At 34.6% G+C, this 21,804-nt stretch carries 8 protein-coding genes, 1 rRNA gene and 1 pseudogene; all 10 read left to right on the top strand.

The window, feature by feature from the left end; genetic code table 4:
• Positions 1-182 precede the first annotated feature (182 nt).
• The 10 genes and pseudogenes from MAGTDC_RS01905 (at position 183) to MAGTDC_RS01865 (ending at position 21,282) form a co-directional block, all read left to right on the top strand.
• A 23S ribosomal RNA gene (locus tag MAGTDC_RS01905) occupies positions 183-2,887 on the top strand.
• A 1,331-nt stretch (positions 2,888-4,218) separates the two neighbouring features.
• Complete coding sequence (gene rpsL, locus MAGTDC_RS01900) at positions 4,219-4,602, top strand: 30S ribosomal protein S12 (protein WP_146656829.1); 384 nt, start codon at positions 4,219-4,221, stop codon at positions 4,600-4,602.
• A 279-nt stretch (positions 4,603-4,881) separates the two neighbouring features.
• Entirely contained in the window at positions 4,882-6,171 is a 1,290-nt protein-coding gene (gene glyA / locus MAGTDC_RS01895; protein ID WP_146656828.1) for a serine hydroxymethyltransferase, read from the top strand.
• Between the two features lie 424 nt (positions 6,172-6,595).
• Positions 6,596-6,826, top strand: coding sequence for a hypothetical protein (locus MAGTDC_RS01890; RefSeq protein ID WP_146656827.1), 231 nt, complete (start codon positions 6,596-6,598; stop codon positions 6,824-6,826).
• A 164-nt stretch (positions 6,827-6,990) separates the two neighbouring features.
• Positions 6,991-7,371: a hypothetical protein gene (locus MAGTDC_RS01885; RefSeq protein WP_192573080.1), complete on the top strand. Its 381-nt coding sequence runs from the start codon at positions 6,991-6,993 to the stop codon at positions 7,369-7,371.
• 1,023 nt (positions 7,372-8,394) lie between these two features.
• On the top strand, positions 8,395-8,553 hold the full coding sequence (locus MAGTDC_RS04605) for a hypothetical protein (RefSeq protein WP_192573079.1): 159 nt from the start codon (positions 8,395-8,397) through the stop codon (positions 8,551-8,553).
• A gap of 817 nt (positions 8,554-9,370) precedes the next feature.
• Positions 9,371-10,273, top strand: a complete 903-nt coding sequence (locus MAGTDC_RS01875; RefSeq protein WP_146656824.1) for a PLP-dependent transferase — start codon at positions 9,371-9,373, stop codon at positions 10,271-10,273.
• Positions 10,274-13,421: 3,148 nt separating this feature from the next.
• Positions 13,422-14,891 (top strand): annotated as a pseudogene (locus MAGTDC_RS06155) (hypothetical protein); the annotation flags it as partial.
• A gap of 291 nt (positions 14,892-15,182) precedes the next feature.
• The gene (locus MAGTDC_RS06150) at positions 15,183-17,309 is read left to right on the top strand and encodes a DNA-directed RNA polymerase subunit beta (RefSeq protein WP_462138614.1); all 2,127 of its coding nucleotides are present in this window, start codon (positions 15,183-15,185) and stop codon (positions 17,307-17,309) included.
• 10 nt (positions 17,310-17,319) lie between these two features.
• On the top strand, positions 17,320-21,282 hold the full coding sequence (locus tag MAGTDC_RS01865) for a DNA-directed RNA polymerase subunit beta' (protein ID WP_146656822.1): 3,963 nt from the start codon (positions 17,320-17,322) through the stop codon (positions 21,280-21,282).
• Positions 21,283-21,804: the final 522 nt, after the last annotated feature.

Genomic DNA, 21,804 nt, shown 5'->3' with positions numbered 1-21,804 from the left:
GCTTTATAGGTTAATAGGTTTAGCCAATGCGGGAACAGGTTGATGGTAGGTTTCGGGTATCCGAAACGTATTCGATCGTTGGTTTTTTATTCAGTTTTATTAGGTTTTGTTTATACGTTTTATTACATCATAAGTCGGTCAGTTTTGGTTTGGTGGTTAGTTTATATATATCTTTAATTGGAATTACAGTGTTTGAATGCATCCGGTGGATGCCTTGGTATGCATAGTAGATGACGGTACATGGAACAAAATGAAGTGTAATTACCTCTGATTGAGGACCTTGGTCGTTGATCCAAGGTGTCACAGACACAGGGAACTGAAACATCTTAGTACCTGTAGGAAAATATATCCAGGATATTCTGTTAGTAGCGGCGAGTGAAACCAGACTTTGGCTTATTATCTCGATGTTAACAACGATTGTTTGGAAAAACAGGCAAACAAGGTGATAGCCCTTGATTTGTTGGTATCGAAATTATGAATAAAGTAGAACGAGGTCCGATGAACTTCGTCCGAAGATAGGAGGACCACCCCCTAAGCCAAAACATATATGCACAACCGATAGTGAACTAGTACCGTGAGGGAAAGGTGAAACAGATGTCCGAACAGGACAGTGAAACAGATCCTGAAACCGGATGCCAACAAGCAGTCGGAGGGTCCAAAGACCTGACGACGTACCTTTTGTATAATGGGTCAACGAGTTGCTGTTTACAAGCGAAGCTTATGATTGGATAAAGCGAAGCGAAAGCAAGTCCACAAAGGACAACAACAAGTTTGTAACTTCAAACCCGAAACCGAGTGATCTAACCATGGACAGATTGAAGGTTGAGTTTATCGACTGGAGGATCGAACCCGTACGTGTTGCAAAACGTTGGGATGATCTGTGGTTAGGGGTGAAAGGCCAATCAAACTCGGAGATAGCTGGTTCTCTGCGAAACCTATATAGGTAGGTCGTTGGTTGTATCACAACAGGGGTAGAGCTCTGGATGGGTGATTAGAATGGATAATTTTGTTGAATTCAACCAAACTTCGAATACTGTTGTCGGATTTAACCGATAATCACACTGCGAGCGATAACGTCCGTAGTGGAGAGGGAAACAACCCAGACTTTCGATCAAGGTCCTTAAATCTGAACTAAGTGAGAAAGGCGGTGAATGTTCGAAGACGATCAGGATGTAGGCTCAGAAGCAGCCATCATCTAAGGAAAGCGTAACAGCTCACTGATTGATGGATGTTCATGCCGAAAATGTAACGGGACTAAGTTCAGTACCGAAGTCAAAGACATTGCCAACCGAGCAATGTGGTAGCAGAGCATTCCGTAGGCCATGGAAGGCAACCCGTGAGGGTTGTTGGAGGTATCGGAAGCGAGAATGTTGACATGAGTAACGATAATTGAAAGCAAGAACCTTTCACACCGAAAGACCAAGGATTCCCATTCCAGGTTGTTCCGAATGGGGTTAGCCGACACCTTAGGCCAAGCGTAAACGCATAACCGATGGCAATCACGTTAATATTCGTGAGCCTTTTACAAGTGACTTAACTTAAATCTTGTCAATCCTTATCTGGATTGGTTTGGCTTGTGTTTAATTGTTAACAAGAAACAACTTGTAGATATAGGTCGTACCAGAAACCAACACAGGTGGTTGGGTAGAGTATACTAAGGTGTTTGAGATAATTGTGCTGAAGGAACTCGGCAAATTGTATGTGTAACTTCGGGAGAAACATAACCTGACTTTGGGTAACCAAGGTTTAGGTATAATAGAAACGGGAGAAGCGACTGTTTATCAAAAACACAGGACTCTGCAAAATCGTAAGATGAAGTATAGAGTCTGACACCTGCCCGGTGCTGGCAAGTGAAGTCTTGATGTGTATAGCATTTAAGATGAAACCCCATGTAAACGGCGGCCGTAACTATAACGGTCCAAAGGTAGCGAAATTCCTTGTCGGGTAAGTTCCGACCAGCATGAATGGTGTAACGACTTCTCCGCTGTCTCCAGCACAAGCTCAGTGAAATTGAAATCCCCGTGAAGATGCGGGGTACTCGCGGCAAGACGGAAAGACCCCGTGCACCTTTACTGCAACCTTGTATCGATGTACTTTGGTCAATTGTACAGTGTAGATGGTAAGCGATGAACGTTTGGACGTTAGTTCAACGTAAGCTGTCAAATGAAACACCATCCTGTTGCCAAACAACATCTTATTGCTACAAGTCAATCTTGATGTAAGAAAATGCAAGGCGGGTAGTTTGACTGGGGCGGTCGCCTCCCAAAGAGTAACGGAGGTGTACACAAGGTAGGCTCATGACGTTTGGAAATCGTCAGTAGAGTACAATGGCATATGCCTGCTTAGACTGCGAGACAGACATGTCAAGCAGAGACGAAAGTCGGTCATAGTGATCCAACGGATCCAAGTGGAAGGGACGTTGCCAACGGATAAAAGGTACGCCGGGGATAACAGGCTAATAACCCCTGAGAGTTCTTATCGACGGGGTTGCTTGGCACCTCGATGTCGACTCATCGCATCCTGGGGCTGAACAAGGTCCCAAGGGTATGGCTGTTCGCCATTTAAAGCGGTACGTGAGTTGGGTTCAGAACGTCGCAAGACAGTTCGGTCCCTATCTGCCGTGGGAGTAAGAATGTTGACGGATCCTGTCTCCAGTACGAGAGGACCGAGATGGACATACCTCTGGTATACCTGTTGTCGTTGCCAAACGGCATGGCAGGATGGCTAAGTATGGAATAGATAACAGCTGAATGCATCTAAGCCGGAAGCTAAACCGAACAAAACATTCTATTAGAGAAGTGACAGACCATCACGTTGATAGATCAGAGGTGTAAGTATGGTAACATATTTCAGCTAACTGATACTAATATCTCGAAAACTGTAACAACAAAATAACAACCTAATGAAGATAGGTTTTAACCTTTAACAGTTGAACGATAACCCGAATTAACAACAAAATCCCATTGAACTTAATTCTATATTCCGATGTACCTATCATCTAAGTATTTAAATCTGATTCCTTCGATATCCAACGAAGTATCCCAACCTGTTCATGAAAAAAATCCACATGTCTAACATTATTATTAACAGTTTGGTTATATTAATGATGGTAATTCATGGTTGTATCGAACCAAACATCCCAACATCAGATTTGTTATGGTATGTTAAGTTAATTTGTTAGATGTTATAGCAACAAATGTAGATGTTAAATCATTAATTAAAGGTAGAATATAATATGTTCAACATAACGTTTTCATTACAACGTTTGTAATGTCATTTTTTTAGTTAATCCATGATCATAAATAACATAAGTATTCCATTCCATGTGTAATAGATACAATCGAATAATCCGTGTATTTCGAGATCATATTTGTTCGAATAATACAACCGATTGGTTCATAGTTTTTAATTACATTGGATCGTTTATTCATCGATAAAATATAAATCCTATGGATGTAATTAGATTCTAAAATAAATGTATAACACAACCGAAATTCAAGTGTTTAACATAAGTTTTTTCTCTAACTACAACCTACACACCATAACAACATCTATCAAATTGTTAATAATGTTAGACTTCTAACGTTTGATCTCGGAATGAATGGTTTGATTTCATGTTATTTGTTTGTTAGTATAATACTTGGTTCAAAATTCAGGTAATAACAGTTAAACATACCTGACCGTTGTATCCCACACAATCGATAACAACAAACCAATATTCCATTAAGACCAATAAGGTTGTTATATATAAATCCGAAGTAAAAATATGTTGTAATAAGTTAATTGGAATTAATAGTTGATAAAAAAAATAACAACGATATCAGCAAGATTGGTTTAATCGAAGTAAATGGCTTGATGTGTTAAATGTATCTGGTTTCTAGTGATTACCATCAAAGGTACAGGTGGAGTTATATCCCTCGGATGTTGGTTTTAGAACTAATCGTTATTGTTAATAGTTTTTAACCGAAGGAATGATTGGTATTTAAAGATATAAAGTAAATTATTAACCATCGTTATAGATGGTAACTAAAGGTCTATAGACCAACGTTATTAGTTATTTCATTTAAAGCCATAATAAAGTTGCAATCGAAAGTACAACATCCAGTGAGGATTACGAGATAGTAGGATAAAAGATAAAATTATGTTTAGGAATAATGGTTATTATTCTGGATAATATTTATGAATGAACAGATATAGGTTATGAAAGAGAATTTATAGATGACAATAAATCAACTCATAAAAGAAAGAAGAAGACAAAACACAAAGAAAAGTAATACATCGGCCTTAAATGGTACTCCATTTAGAAGTGGGATTTGTATTAGAGTTTATGTAACAACACCAAAGAAACCAAATTCCGCATTAAGAAGGGTGGCTAAAGTGAAGTTATGTAATGGAAAAAAAATAATAGCATATATACCAGGAGAAAGACATAATCTACAAGAACATTCAGTAGTAATCGTTAGAGGAGGTCGTGTGAAGGATTTACCAGGAGTTAGATACCATCTGGTTAAAGGTTTATTAGATTTGAACTGTGTTGAAGGTAGAAAAAATTCTAGATCTAAATATGGAACAAATATGATGACATTAAGTAAGAAACGGTAATGTTGGATACCAAAATTCCAACCCATCAATCAGTTATGATAAATACTCGTTATTCGTTAATTCAAAATGTTAAACACATATAATTGTCACTTCGTTTGTTTTTGGTTTAATCAGAGTAATAAACAAATATTATTTCAACATTAATAACGGAAATATCCATTTAATAGTATGTTAACTAATAACATTTGGAAAATTAACGGTCAACCGATGAACAACACCATCAAACGAATATGAGAGCGGTTCTTAATCATAATATCTCAAAGAAAACAACAAGTTAACATGAACGTTGTTACGGTAAATCCACTCTTTAAAACAAGTCTATCAACACTTGATGTTTTGGTTGAATCGATATTGAAAAATGAACTCATTAGACAAACCACAAGTTTGAACCTTATAGCTTCAGAGAATTTGGTTTCGAAGGCTGTTCTGGAAGCTCAAAACAACGTTTTCATCAATAAATATGCTGAAGGTTATCCTGGAAGTAGGTATTATGGAGGTTGTATGTTTGCCGATGAATTAGAGAAAGTGGCAATAGATCGAGCCAAACGTTTGTTCAAATGTGAATATGCCAACGTTCAACCGCATTCTGGTAGTCAAATGAATCAAGCAGTAATGTTGGCACTTCTGTCACCGGGAGATACTATCATGGGAATGGATCTTAAATGTGGTGGACATTTGACGCATGGATCAACAGTGAATATATCCGGAATGTGATTCAAAAGTGTATCATATGGTGTTGATCTTAAAACTGGTACAATCGATATGAATGAGGTTCTAAACGTTGCCATAAGGCATAGACCGAAGCTTATAATCGCTGGTACAACCTCATATCCGAGAACAATAGATTGAAAAGCTTTCAGAAGAGTGGCTGATATAGTTGATTCGTTTTTACTTGCTGACATCTCACACGTTGCTGGTCTAATTGTCACCGGATTACAACCTTCACCAATCGATCATTGCGATGTTGTTACAACCACAACACACAAGTCCTTGAGAGGACCTCGTGGTGGATTGATATTATCGAACAAGCGGGAATTGTTTAATCGTTTATCTAATGCCGTATTTCCAGGATTACAAGGTGGACCGATGATGAACATTATAGCTGCTAAAGCAGTGGCTTTTCTCGAAGCACAACAAGATGAGTATAGAATCTGAACAAAATCTGTGGTTGAAAACGCTAAAGCCATGGTTGAACGGTTCAAGAACAAAAAAATAGATATTGTTTCGAATGGAACAGATAATCACTTAGTCATGATAGATTTAAAGAACCTTGGAATTACTGGTAAACAAGTGGCCTCTTGGTTGGACCGATGTTACATCACAGCAAACAAAAATACCATTCCAAATGATCTGCTATCAGCCAATACTACCTCTGGTCTAAGGTTGGGTACCTGTGCATGTACATCGAGGGGATTAAAGAAGGAGGATTTTGAGAGGGTAGCTGATATGATAGCCGATGTTTTATTAGAGATAAAGGATAAAGGTGAGGTATCACTACCGCTTGAAACAAGGACAAGGATGGAGGTATTGGATCTTGCGGATAAATATCCGATCTGTTATAATGTTTAGATTAAACAAAATTTCAACTTATTTATCGAACATAGTTAGGAAATTATTTTAAATCTGTGATTGGTTTTGTTGGTAATCTGAAATTCTCAAATGATTGACCATTTGTTAGTGATTAAAAGAATACCATTTGATATTATGAGATTGGTGTTGGTTTTTCTAAATCCATCATGGATTTCTTAGGTAGATACAAAAGAATCGATATCTTCGGACAAAATCCGACCTCCATTACACCGAACTAAGACATGTCCACTGGATTGGTTAAATCCTTGGCATGATAGTGGATGTATTTACCATTATCAAGTGGTATTAAGTTATATATTATATCCAGACCAGATATTATAATGGTCGGATGTTTCAACGAACGAACCAAGTATACATCTGATCGTTATTAGATTTTTAATAAACATGATCTTCGAGATCTAAAATGAAGATTGGTTGCTTGGTTAAACACGATAACAACGATTCTGATATGTTAAATCCGAAGTACAACGTCCATACTCTCAACCCATCACATGCTAATATCACGAACGATAATCGTTCAGCCTGTTGTAAACATCTAATGAAACACATATGCATGGCAGTGGCATTATCCCGATGATTAAACATGGACATGAATGATCAATGTAACAACTATTCAGAAATTCTATCGGTTTAGATGGAACCGTCACAACAACAAGGTATGACTACATGTTAACTAACACGGTAGATGGTAAAACGTACCACATTTAAACATTTATCAACACCAAAATGTTAATTCTATCCAAGATAAACAATTACATAATGTCAGTGTTAAAGAGTATATGGGATTGGTTATCAAACTTGATGTTGATGTTTCTCTATTCGTTAAAAGATGATAGGTGGATGATGTTTTATCTTACAATTTTATTGGTTATATTATTAAATCTTACTCAGAAAGATGGTACGGTTTATAACAAACACAGGATCGATGGAGATGGAGAAAAAGATGATGGTGATGAAGGTGAAGGCGGTGATAAAAGAGCTGAAGATGAAAACACCGATGATGACGATGACGACAACGATGATGATGATGTCGATGATTATGATACCGATGATTATGATACCGATGATGCTGATGATGCTGCTGATGCTGCTGATGATGATGCCGATGGTGATGCTGATGATACTGCTGATGCTGATGACAATGATGATGGAACAACCAAACGTTGTACACGTAAGTAACATGTATTAATTCTATGGAATATACCAACAACCGGATGTTGAAGTATCGATGATAAACGAACCAATCCGGATACTAATAGTGGAACATGGATGTTGGTATATAAATATTAAAAATGGATAGATATTAATAAAAATATATTAATATGACTATAATGACAACAACGGAGAGGAGATCGGAACTTGTTTATACGATTAATACTTTGGATGTAATTTACTTACAACCTTGTAAAGGATTGAACGGTTTCAAACCAAACCCTATCTGATATTATCGGATCAATAACAACCGATAGCCAACATTGTATATATATACCCATAGTTCATAACTTAGATACACCGATTGTTGCTTAGAATATTCCGATAACATGATATTAATAAGTTCAAGATTAACAACGTTTATAGTAACGTATTTCAAGCAAAATGGTCATGAATTAATAAATGGTTCGGTTCATTGGTTCTTGAAAGAATTATATACATGTTTATCGGATTTAATGAAAACAGACATATTCCAATCACAGATACGAATACAGTTTAAAGATATTATTCAGAATAAACTACTGATATTAATCCATTTACAACGTCCATGTTTGGATACATCTTTGATGTATTTGATATCGATATGATCTGTAGACATGTTTAACAACGGTCTGATAATACATTGTACCAATGGATAATCTATGAATAACATTCTCGATTTTATATAGATATTAACACATGTCGTCGATGTATTGATCTGGAATTTAACTGAACATTTGATAAGTTAACCAACATCCGATCCCATATTAACATCATCAATAAAACAAACCGTCATATGTATTTATAAAGATTAATAAATCCCGTTGATTTTGGTGATAAACTTAAAATCTTCGATGACTGACCGTTGTTAGTTGCCAAAAAAAATAATGATTACAGATGGCCATTGTTAATTCGTTGGAAATTAATCTCGTCATAAAGTCCACTAAAACGATGTATGGACGTTGTTAGATTCTGAATTAAATACCGTTTATATTACAACCAGATAAAGATATGTTTACCGAATTGATTAAAACTTATAGCATAATAGTTGATGTATTACCATTATCAAGTGGTATTAAGTTGTGTATTACATCCGAACTGAGATCGGAGGTTGGTAGTTCAATAAGTTGATCAGGAGCATGTTTGACCGTTGTAGTTGGCAACGAGTAAATTGCTTAGAGGTTGAAGTTTGAAGTGAGGATTTATGATTCGTTGGGTTTAGTGGGATGACAACGTTTCGATGTGTTGAATTTAGATGAACTGATTACACTGACCACACCATTACATGGTAATATTATAAATGGTTGTTTCGGATCTGTTGTAATGTTCAAACAAAAATCAACATGTTTATGGTGATAGTGTTTACCTTTGGTGTTTAAATATCCGAAATGAATAAGTGATGAGATTACTTCATCGGATTCTGTTAGTTTTGATGGTAGTTGCTTTTATGATAACAAGATCCGGTTAAAAGATATCTTTAGAAGTATTATTAACACGATATGTTATATAAACCACAACGTTCAGGTGTTTCGATATCAAGTGTTGAGTCTGTTTAGAACAAACCATTATATAGTATCAGTGTTAAAGGATGTAAGAGATTGGTATTGAATTTGATTTCTGTTTTCGGTTGTTCGTTGACAGATTATAGATGGGTAATGGATTTATGTTATAATTTTGTTGGTAATGTTAATGAATATTTGATGTAACCGATGGTAAATAGGGAACCGATGATGGAGATGATGGATACAACAAAGCTGAATAAGATGGTGATGGAGATGGATGTGATGGAATGAAATGAAGAATAACGTAGAGATAGTGATCTTAGTGGTAGTAAATTTTATATCAACATAAACATAACAACACCGATTAAATGTTAAACCATGTTGATGAAAGAATGGATCGGATGATGAAGGTGGTAGTGGGAAAGTATATGTATATTGATTTAGATGATTATTTAATTGGATATTAATACAATTAGAACGGTTTAATGGATAAGAGAATGGAATTTACGTTAACATTACAAGCGTTGAGTATAATTTATAATAAATTTGTTAAAGATCAAGTGATTAGAAACAAACCATCACCTGTTGCCAGTGGTTCAACAAAGACCAACAGTCAACCTCAAGTATCTCTACCTGTTCGTAACTTGTGTTCAGTAATCTCTATTTTAGAATACTCTGATAGTACAATATTAACAAGTACAAGATTGACAGCAACAACGTTGATGATGTTGTGTCTGCTTAATCCTGGTGACCATGTGTTGATAACTGATACCATTTGTTATTCTTTGAAACAGCTTTGTAACGTATTATCAAAATTGAATATAAATGTAGATTTCTTCAATCACAGAGACGAATACAGTCTGAAGACGTTGTTCAGAGCCGATACCAAGTTAATCTATTTGGAATCATCATGTTCGGAGATATCTGACATCGGAAGTATAAATGGGATTTGTAAATATGTTAGGAAACGGTCAGATAAATGTATTATATCAATGGATAATTCAAGAACAACACCCTTGGTTTACAAGCCACTAATACATGGTGTTGATGTATCGATCTGTAACTTATCTAAATATTTAATAAAACGACCAAATACAGACCTAACATCAATATCAACGACCAAAGCTCTATCACATATATTTATAAAGTTTAATGATCTCGTTGATTTAACGTGGGATAACAATGATCTTTTATCAGTTGTTGACAGTTTAAAATCTTTATTCTTTCGGTTAGTTCATCGTTATAACATGTTCATGGGATTTTATAGATATTTATATGCGGTAAGATATTTACGTCGTGCGGTCTGTTCGGTGTTACAGACTTCATCCGATCATAAATTCTGACAACAAATTGTAAACTCCGAAACGATACAACATCCACTAAGCTAACAAAATTCGATCAACAACTACATGGAGATTATCAACAATTCAGTGATTATAAGAACAAGAAAATGGTCAATGATGGTAATGATAAATTAGTATCTGTTGTTCGGTACTAAACATCGGTGTGTTTAAAATAATGAAACTTATCTAATTATAAGATTACAATATTAGTTTAGATGATGTTAGTGATTAAGTAAACTGATCTGGATGGTACCATGTTTACAACCGAGTAATCGAATGATTCCAGTGTTTACGATGTCGTTATCGTTACAACGTCCATGGACTGGAATGGGGACGGAATAAGCTGATGAAAAACCAACAGTTATGGACCATGTTTACGTTGGTTCAACGGTGTTCAAAGTAGTCGATCTGGAGTTAACAGCATCGAAGTCGATATTAAATGGTATGTTGACTATCGGTTATTTAATTTAATTGTTAATGATTTATTATATTAATTTTAACAACGGTTGATCCTGTCATTCGTTTTCCGATTGTTCATCAAAATCCAAGATTTAAATCAATATCTTCTGTTCTATCTCACTTGTTTGGTTCGGATGTTGGTAAAAATGTTAACTGTATTTTAAATTAATTATGTATTATATGTTGGTTGTAAACGATGGTGTAAACAGGGATGTTGTTCTTTGATCATGGTTCGATGGCATGGTTACAGATTAACAACGGATATGTGGGTATGGTAAGGTTAAATTAATGTGTTTGATTGTTATCGAAAGTTACCATCAATCGCTTAGCTTCAACGAAGTAAAGATCCCATTCAGGGATACAATTAGTTCAAATGTTTGGGATCGATAGTGTAGTATTAGGTAGGATTTATGTTGGTTCGTTGTTACGAACGTTGGATCGAATGTTGTTAAATAAGAAAAAAATATATATATATATATATGAATAAATGTTACCATATAATGTGTTTATTTAAATGGATGTTGTAGTAATAAGTTCTCTTCGATCAAATGTTTTGGTAACTTCATTGAACCATTCAATTAAATCAAATCTTCGAACAAAACAACAACAGTTTAAGTACATGAAGTTTCATCGTTATAACGGTTCTTCATCGGTGAATCGAAGAAAGGTAAAGGAGAAGAGAACTTCGGTTAGTTTAAATCTTTCTACATAATATTTGTACTACAACTTCTAACACATCCTATACGTAGATCTTGGTTTTATATATAAATAATTTGAATGATTTATTCCAATATTCGGTCCAACATATACATAACCAAACACACGTTTCATCAAACCAAATAAGATCTCTGTTGTTTATTATGTCGTTGTTCATTGGTCATTCCGAATTGTATTTACATCTGTTTTACGGAAGACCGAACGTTTGGTTGGCATAACGAAATATGGATAAAATTCTCTTAACCTAAGCAACATGATGTTGTAAACATAGTTCCGAGATCGTTGTTGTTTGTTAGGATTTTGTTGTTCTAAACATTTGTTAGTTTAATCTATCATGGATGAATTTGGTATTGGTCTTAGTGGTAACAACATCCGTATTTATTACGGTAATCTCTCGATTAATTAACACCGTTAGATTATACAAAGCAGTAATACTATCGGTATTAATTCTTCATGAAATTGGATAATAACATTATCGATTGTTACAACGTTTGGTAACCATTTGGTTCAGATATTGATAGGTATGGTTCGGTGATCTGTTAACACCGATCTAATTGGATTAAACCAACATGTGGTACTGTATTTTAGATGATGGTTGGTAGTTTACAATCTGTTATTGGAGTAAATTGGAATTATATCGAGAACAACATCCGGTTGTTTCGGATTAAGATCTATTTGTTTGGATAGATGATAAAGATTTGGAATATGGTTAATATATCTGTTCTAAACATCAATTATGTTTGGCTAACCGTTGGGATAACAAAATTGTAACCTTTATTAAACATTATCCTCACTTAAGTAAGACTGATCATATGAGTTGTTTCTTAATTAATCGTATTGGTGTAAATATTTAAAAGAAGTAAAGGTGAATAATACATCTGCCATTACCTTGTTATCAGATGTTAACACCTGGTTGTGTGTTGGATTTTTTATCAACATCATCTAGACATAGCGGTTGTTTATTATTGATTAAGTTTTAAAAAACCAGATATAATCCGTTCCTATCGTATTCATAATTAAAGATCTATTGGTTTCAATCTGAAGATGTTAAACAAACGTTAACAACGTCCAGGTACATGTTATCATCTGGGTTAAACAATTTTAAGTAGTATTTATAGATATCGGAATATGAATTCATAATCGAAAGTAATCTGATAATCTTCAAACAAAAACCACATGGATGTTTGGTTTGGTATACTTCATCGATGTTGTATGTAAATTTTTGGTATTAATTATATGGAACAATTACATCTAAATCATGGTATTTGTTTGGTTGTTGTATAACATAATCGGATTACTAAGCATTTGTGATATCCTCATTTAATTTAGTAATAACATCATTTGTATCCAAAGTTATAGGTAATTCGTTTGATGTGATGATGGTTACTTCTATGTTCTAAATGAACCTGTAATTAATAACGGATTGATAATGTTGTTGTTTGATTAAATCATTGGCATATTGAGTTGAAACATTTATGTTAACGGTATAAACACATCAGAATGGCATCAGGATGTTGGTATGGATTCGAATAAAACCCATAAGAAGAATATATTAACACAACGAGTAAGTACTTTTATGTTATCAATCGGTTGATAAATTGGTTGAACAAAAAAAACAATTGATATAATTAATAAATAACTTAACGGTATGTTTTAACTTCTGGTTAAATCATTGTACTTAGGTTGTTCAAACGGTTATCATAAATCTGATGTAATAAAATAAGTCATAAGTTATACTATGGGTTTAATCACTTAACAACATAAACGATAAACTTATTTTTTCAATGGTATTAAACAAATATGTGGATTTTAGTTAAAGGTATTGAACAACGTTCATGGTAATTACATCTATTACAACCGAATGTTTCTTATGTTTTTGTTTAACAAGATCGGGATAATATCGGAAGGTTTAAACAACTTACAACGTTGTATCTAATTAACCTATACAGTTTTGTTGTGATGGGTAGAAGGTAAGTACTTGAAGGATAGAATTAGTTTGGATGGAACCATTGATGGGATGTCAGTGTTGAACCAACGAGGAGTGCAGGAGAGGTTATATAACAACGTGTTATGAGGTTATTATAACGACAAAGGTATAAAGATATCTAAATTAGAACTAAACATCCGAGGTTTGTTTCCACTCGATATTGGACATTGGAGGTTGGAATATGGTAAGGTTGACATATGTGTTTTATCGAGAACAACGAATGTTTTTGGTTTAATCCTCGATGTTGTTCAATATTTGATAGATAAAAAAATAACATTCATATCTCAGAGATTAGAATTAAGCATACCATTGGTGGCCTTACCATCACTTTCGGAGGATAATTCGGTTCTTGTTGATGGGATTAAGAAAACATTGGTAATGCAACTAATAAGAGATATTACTGTTATGTTTGATCGAGATACTGGAGAAATTAATATGGTAACAAGAAGTTTAAAACGTTTGGAAATTCAAGGTTCGAGGATAAAATATGGTAACTGTGAGTCCGATATATTTGTAACCCTGTTGTTTCTTAAATCAAAATATTCTCATATACTTAAAAACATATTAGAATTACAGCAGTTGGTTTATTTTAGTGGAAGATGAAGGAAGTTAAATTGAACAACTTCCGATTTAAACATAAATGGTTCTAAATATGGTCAAAGGAGATTATTTAGACAAACCAAAACCATGACAGGATGTTGTTGTAAGAATAAGATAACTTCTGCATGTTTTGTTATCGATCGATCTGGAAATACAGTTATTAACATGGGTGATGAATTAGATTTGGATACAAATCTCGCATTGAAACATGTCAGTGTTTTAAGAATTACAGAAACATCGAAGTCATCGGTTTTAAAGTTACTTAAAGGTATCGGTCGTTTGATAAACTCAAATTCGTGTTGGAGAAGTGATATTGGTTCCGATAACATCAAGGATGTAGATTTAACCTTAAACGGAAGATATTTTTTAAATGATATAACATGTAACAACCAAGACTTTGGTTTAGATCTGTTAACAAAGAAGGATTTAATTTCGATTTGAAACAGATATGTTATAGAAAGAATAAATCTTAGACCGATTAATTGTGATGTTAAAGTGATAAAAGGTAGTGGTGATTATCTGGTAGATGTTATTTATAGTTCTTTATCAAACGTTTTAAACTTGTGAGTTGCGAAGCAATCATTGGAACAACCGAGAGAACCGATTATGTTCGATAGTGATAATGTGGTTATTAAAGGATTATTAGAGGTTAACGTAGGTATACAAAAACGAGTAAACAAATATTTCAATTCATCGGATCTTTGTCAATATTCAGATCAGGTTAACAGTCTATCGAGATTATCTCATGAAAACAAGTTGACATGTTTGGGTGAAGGTGGGTTGACACAACAAAATGCTGATAATTATGCACGAGATACAAAAATATGGCATTATGGTAAGATATGTCCAATTGAATCACCAGAAGGTCAAAACATTGGCTTGATTTTATCATTGGCATTTTGTTCAAACGTTGATGTTAATGGACATATAATAACTGGATATTTTAAAACATACAACGGATTAATTAGTAACAACGTTGTATACTTGAATTACTACGAGTGTAAGTGTTTAAAGGTTTCATTGCCACATTGGAATGATTTAAGCAAACAGGTTTTATGTTTATACCAAGATACAACAGTGGTTGTTGATAAAAGATCTGTAGACCTGACCTTAATATCCGAAGCTCAAGTGTTTTCATCTGCCGTTTGTTTGATTCCGTTCCTTGGACACAACGATCCAACACGGGCATTAATGGCAGCGAACATGTTAAAACAAGCCATACCTTTGTTGAAGCCACAGGTTCCTTTAATTGGAACTGGAGAAGAGTACAACGTTATGAGAAGTACACGTGATAATGTTATAGCATCCGATGATGGTATGGTGGTAAGTGTTGATTCAAGTAGGGTTCTTGTTTACGAACCGAAGAAACGTAGACATAGAGTTTACATCTTATCGGTAATTAAGAAAACAAACCAAGAAACATGTCAAAGGATACGGGCGGTTGTTAATCCTGGACAGATGGTAAGATCTGGAGATGTTATTGCCGAATGTCAATCAAGTTGTGATGGAGAAATGAGTTTAGGTGCCAACCTGTTAGTGGCATTCATGTGTTGGCATGGATATAACTTTGAAGATTCGGTAATACTATCGGAAAATGTTATCAATAAAGGTATCTTTAAATCACTTCATATAATAGATCTCGAAACAACGGTCATGAAGACCGAACACGGTGATGAATGATTGAGTGCTGATATAAATGAAATACCAATGAAGTACCGAAAACATCTGGATTCCAATGGAGTAGTTAAAGAGGGTAGTACTGTTCAGGAGGGAGATGTGTTGGTAGGTAAGTTAATTCTTAAGAACAACAGGCAGGAGGATAAAGGTGTGTTTCTAGATGTAGGTAAGGATATTGAACGAATCAAACAAGGTAACAACAAGATAATTAGAATTAGTGAAGATGATAGGTCGGATCAACTTAGTGGATTAGATGGTAAACAAGGTGTGGATGTTGGAAAGTGGAGTAATAAGTCCGATGTTAGTGGGTTGATTAGTAATATAAACGATGATGATGATGGTGGTTACGGTGTTGATAGTGTAGGTGGTGATGGTGATAACGAAACTTTCAATGATCTGTTGAGTAATGTTTCTCTTAGAGTACCGAATGGAATAGATTCCGCTACAGTTATGGAAGTGAAGAGGGTACGACCAAATGAAGAGGAGGGAGGTTACGATGGGGCATATGAGGAGTGTTTATTTCATTTCAACATGATAACAAAAAAATATATAAGACGATGTACTTCGTTGTTACAACGAAATGTGACTGATTGTTTTTCGATAAAGTTACCATTTACATCAGAGGATAAGTATATTCGTAATGCATTATCGTTTCTATTCAAACATTATTTGAATCATATACATAAAATCGAAGACATATTACTCGAAAAGATGACCAAACGTTTGGTTACTGCTAATCCGGATGATGAATCGAAGGTATTAGAAGTTATTAAGATAAAACTGTTTGTTAAACGATCAATCAAAGTTGGTGATAAGGTATGTGGACGACATGGCAACAAAGGTGTGATATCGAGGATAGTTCCGAAGGAGGATATGCCATTCATGGCCGATGGAACACCAATCGATATTATACTAAACCCATTAGGAATACCATCAAGGATGAACATCGGTCAGATATTGGAGACGAACTTTGGTTTGGTAAGTTATAAATTAGGATTGGAATTTAAAGATGTATTAAACATGTACAACAAAACGAATGATGATCGGATATTGAAAAGAGTTATACCTAAACTTACCGAATTATATCCGAATATAAATAATTTAACAAAAGATATGATCCTGATTTTGTTGGCTGAATTATCACAGGGAGTGAAGATATCCTGTCCGTTGGTTAAATTCCCATTCGAATCATGTTTGAAAGATTTTAACAACAGATTATTGATTAAAACCAATGATAAGATCCAATTATACGATGGTATGACGGGTTTACCACTTAAAGATAAAACCACCGTCGGTATTATATACATGTTTAAGTTAAATCACTTGATTGATGACAAACTTCATGCCAGATCTATTGGTCCGTACTCGATTGTAACACAACAACCGTTGAAAGGAAAATCTCATAAAGGAGGACAGAGATTAGGTGAGATGGAGGTATGGGCGTTGCAGAGCTACGGTGTTTCATATTTTCTAAGAGAATCGATAACAGTTAGATGTGACGATATGTTGGCAAGAAACGAAATAAGGGATGGTATTATGCATGGTGATTTGAGGTGTAAAACCTATCACAACGAGGGTATACTTGTTGTGATTAAAGAATTGTTTGCTATGTGTATAGATATAAAATTGAAGACCGAATAACATCGACTGAATGTTTAACAAACGTATATTGAGTATTAAATTTGAAATAGCTTCAGCTGAAACAATACTGTCTTGGTCATATGGTGAGGTACGTAATGGTAGTAGTTTTGATGGTGATGGGAAGCCGGTTATTGATGGTTTGTTTTGTCCAAAGATATTCGGATCAAGGAATAAAACCGAATGTTTATGTAAGAAACCAACATTAATTCAACCGTTTGGTTGTATGGTGTGTGGTATGTACTTTGGTGGAAGTAAACTAAAACTACGATCAAGATTCGGACATATTTGTTTAGCAACACCCATGGTTCATACATTGTTTTACAAAACGATGCCAAATGTTCTGGGTTCGTTATTAAACATGGATGTTGGAACAATTCGGGATTTGATCGGATGTAAACTTCATGTTATCAAATGATGTGGTTCAGAAGAATTTGAAAGTGGTCAGATTATATCAACAGAGACATACAGGAAGTTATGAATGAAGACGGAGAATTATGAGGTTGTATCCAGTGGTGAAGCGATACTGCTGTTATTATCAAAGATTCGGTTAAAAGAAGTAAAACAATTCTTGATTGATAGTAAACGTAATGTTGAATTGGTGGAAATGTTAGAGGATATACATAGCAGAATCGAAATAATAGACTGATTTATTAACAACAAAATGTCATTGGATCTAATGGTGATAAAGGTCTTACCTGTCTTACCTGCTGAACTAAGACCATCTGTGGTTTTAGATGATAATACACAAGCAAGTTCCGATCTGAATGTGTTATATAAAGGTATTATTAACGTTAACAACGTTGTTGTAAGAAACATGGAACAACGACAACATGGGGTAATTGATGTTGATGAGTATATTATGGGTATAGAACGGTTACAACGAAGTGTTGATAGTTTGATAGATAATTCACAACGTTTAGATGGACCAGCAGGTTACAACATCGGTGCATTGAAGTCATTGACTGAAATGTTGAAGGGTAAGAGAGGTAGGTTCAGGCACAACGTTCTAGGTAAGAGGGTAGATTATTCAGGTAGGAGTGTGATAGTACCAGGTCCAGATCTATCAATAAACGAATGTGCAATACCAAGATCAATGGCCGTTGAATTGTTTGAACCATTCATTTATTCTAAACTAATGTTGGAATCCAAGATCCGAGGACACCGGAATATAAAGTACTTGTTAGGTTGTGATCAACAAATGGGGTATAAGGTTTTAGAAGAAATAGTTAAATACTGTCCGGTAGTGTTAAACCGAGCTCCAACGTTGCACAAGTTAAGTATGAGAGCTTTTTGAGTGAAGTTAACCAATGAGAAAGTTATAAGATTACATCCGTTGGTATGTTCTGGTTTCAATGCTGACTTCGATGGTGATCAAATGGCAGTTCATGTTCCGCTTAGTCTGAAAGCCAGAATTGAGGTTACAACGTTGTTGATGACGGAAAACAATGTGTTTCATCCGGCCCATGGTGATCCATGTATCCTGCCATCCCAAGATATGATCCTTGGTTTGTATTACATGTCTTTAACATCAACAGAACAAAAAGATGTGTTGTTTTCATCGTACGTTGAAGTAACCAAAGCACTTGAATACAAAAAAACCAATTTACATACCAAAGTAAAATTTACTACGATTAAGAATAATATACGAGTTACTGTCTTTACAACACCAGGTCGTTTGTTGATATCGGAGTTAGTACCAAGTAAATGTAATTTTATTTATGAATGAGATGATCCGGGATTTAGTAAGCCGTTTATTCTTGATGTCATTGAAATGGTTAACAAAACATGTGGACAACAACAAATGGTAACGTTTTGTGAATGTTTAATGAAAATGGGATTAAAATATGTAACACAATCCGGTCTGTCATTGTCAAGATCTGAATTCGGTACTTCAAGTTATAAAAGGATACTTTTAAAAAATGTTCGATCAGTTATAAACAAATCATGATTCGGTATTACCAATAAAACAAAAATTCCAATGTTTTGAACGATATGACATAAGATTTTAACCAGTATTTATGATAATATAAATTTAGAAACATATGGTAACAGTTTAAAACAAACGGCAATACAGATGATTGTCAATTCAGGTGCACGAGGAACGGTACAACAAGTACAACAATTGTTTGGTTCGAGGGGATATGTTGTTGGTTTCAATGGCCAACGAAGTAGGATACCAATCCTAAATTCATATAATGAAGGTTTGAATTTAATCCAACTTTTCTGTTGTACATATTCGTCTAGAAGAGGATTGATGGATACTGCGTTGAAAACGGCAAGTTCTGGTTATCTTACAAGAAAACTTGTTGAATCAACGAGGGAATGGGTGATAGATGAGGTTGATTGTTGTACCAATGACGGTTTGTGTGTTAATCCAGTCATTGACTTAGAATATATTAAACATCGATTAATTGGTAGGTTTTTATTAAGAGATATACTTTCAAATGGGTTGGTAATAGCGAGAAAGAATGAGTTAATTACTGTTAAGAACATAAATAAGGTGTTACTTCGTTGCGGTAATCAATTATGGATCAGATCTCCGTTGACATGTCAAGCAACATCCGGTGTTTGTAAATTTTGTTATGGGATAGAATTAAGTACTGGAAACATGGTACAACATGGTGATTCCGTTGGTATTTTAGCAGCTCAATCAATCGGTGAACCTGGAACTCAGTTGACATTAAGAACATTCCATGGATTAACCGAAACTGACCACAGGAAACATACACAAAATCTTAATACCTGTTTAACATCACCATTTTCAGGTGTTATTAGAATCGAACTTCTTTCATGTGTTTGTTCAGATGATTTCGATATGATTGTAACTACCTCCGAATGTACTTTATCGATTCTTCGAGAAGGTAACAAAATTTGAAGTTATAAACTATCCCGAGGTACACGTTTATTAGTTCATGATAACGAATATGTTCATGTTGGCGGGATTTTATGTCTCAATTCCGTTAGATCGAACAGCATCTTGGTTTTAACAAACGGCATTATAACGTTTGAATGTTTGAAGTACGGGTTGAATTTATATAAGATTAATAATAACAATTATAACTTCATCGGGAAATACATTAAAACAAAACTGTTAACTAACAAAATTCCACTTGTTTGTTTGAGGTCAGGACGGTGTATAAAATTATGTTGTTCATCTGTTTGGGATAAAATCAATTTCTTGGTTAAACCAAGTTCAAATGTTGAAGCATTTGATGTACTTTTCGAAGTTGTATTCAACTATAAAGTTAACAACGAAGTAGTATTGACTGGAGGTTTTGAAAGGTTATCGAAGTTGTTAGATAATGGCATAGCCGAAGACAATGAGGCTATTATATGTAATACCAATAGTATTTTAAGATATGGTACAAATGGAAGAGGTAATGGCACGTTTGTTATTGATCCGATGAGGTTGAATGAATGGCCATTGGTAATCTCTGGTGTAAACGTTGAAACGTTTGTCGATGCCAACAAGATGATGCAACGAGGTAGGATTGTAATACCCGGAGAGATTGATCTATTGAATTATGTTGAAGTCTACGGATTAAACAGATTTAACAACTACTTTGTTGATACTGTTCAAGAGATTTATAACGAACAGGGAGTTAATGTTAATAGTAAACACATCGAGATGGTTTTGAGACAGATGACAAACATTGTAAACATATCTGATCCAGGTGATTCTACCTTAAACATAAATAATAACTATGGTTGACAGCATGTTGCTAGGACTAATCGTTATGTTAACATACTAGGTGGGAGATTGGCAACTGGAAGGAGGAGTATAACTGGTGTTACTAAAAGTTGTATTAAGGAGGGTTCAATATTATCAACAGTTTCATTTCAAGGTTCCATGAAACCAGTTATTAAAGCTTTATTATCTGGAAATGACTATAGAGTAACCGATATAAAAGATAGGATAATATTAGGTAAACTACCATTGATTGGTACAGGTTACACAACGAGTAAACAGTAAGATGATAAAGAACTAATTACAATAATCGGATATTAGTTACCAAAACAAACATACTAACAGGTTATAACATTGGGTTGTTTATACGTATGTTTATAAGTTTATTTAATAGATCTCATCTACGGTGTTAACAACGTTCGGTTACCAATGACATTAAGCATGGCCGTTTGTGTTGGTATTTATTAACCATGACGGTTCGATTTTAACAACATATATATATATGTGTACAAAGAATATTCAGACTTGTTGTTGGTTTTAGAGATTATTGTTATTACATGGTAAACATATACCAAGGGTTGGAGTAACCAAATGGCTATTATGTTTGGATGATAAGTGTAAGGTTAATTCCAGAAATCAATAACTATACTCTAACTAATCATATGGTTACAGAACTAACAACAACAACACGTTGTTACAGATCAATGAGATCTTGTTGGTGTTCTAAACGTTAGCCAACGTATATGCGGTTATAGCATAAAGAAGTAGCTACTTTGGAATGGATATAATTGGATCTTATATACCTAT

This window comes from Candidatus Hodgkinia cicadicola, from assembly GCF_002774925.1.
The sequence above is the reverse complement of the archived record's forward strand: the minus strand, read 5'-3'. Positions and strand labels throughout refer to the sequence as shown.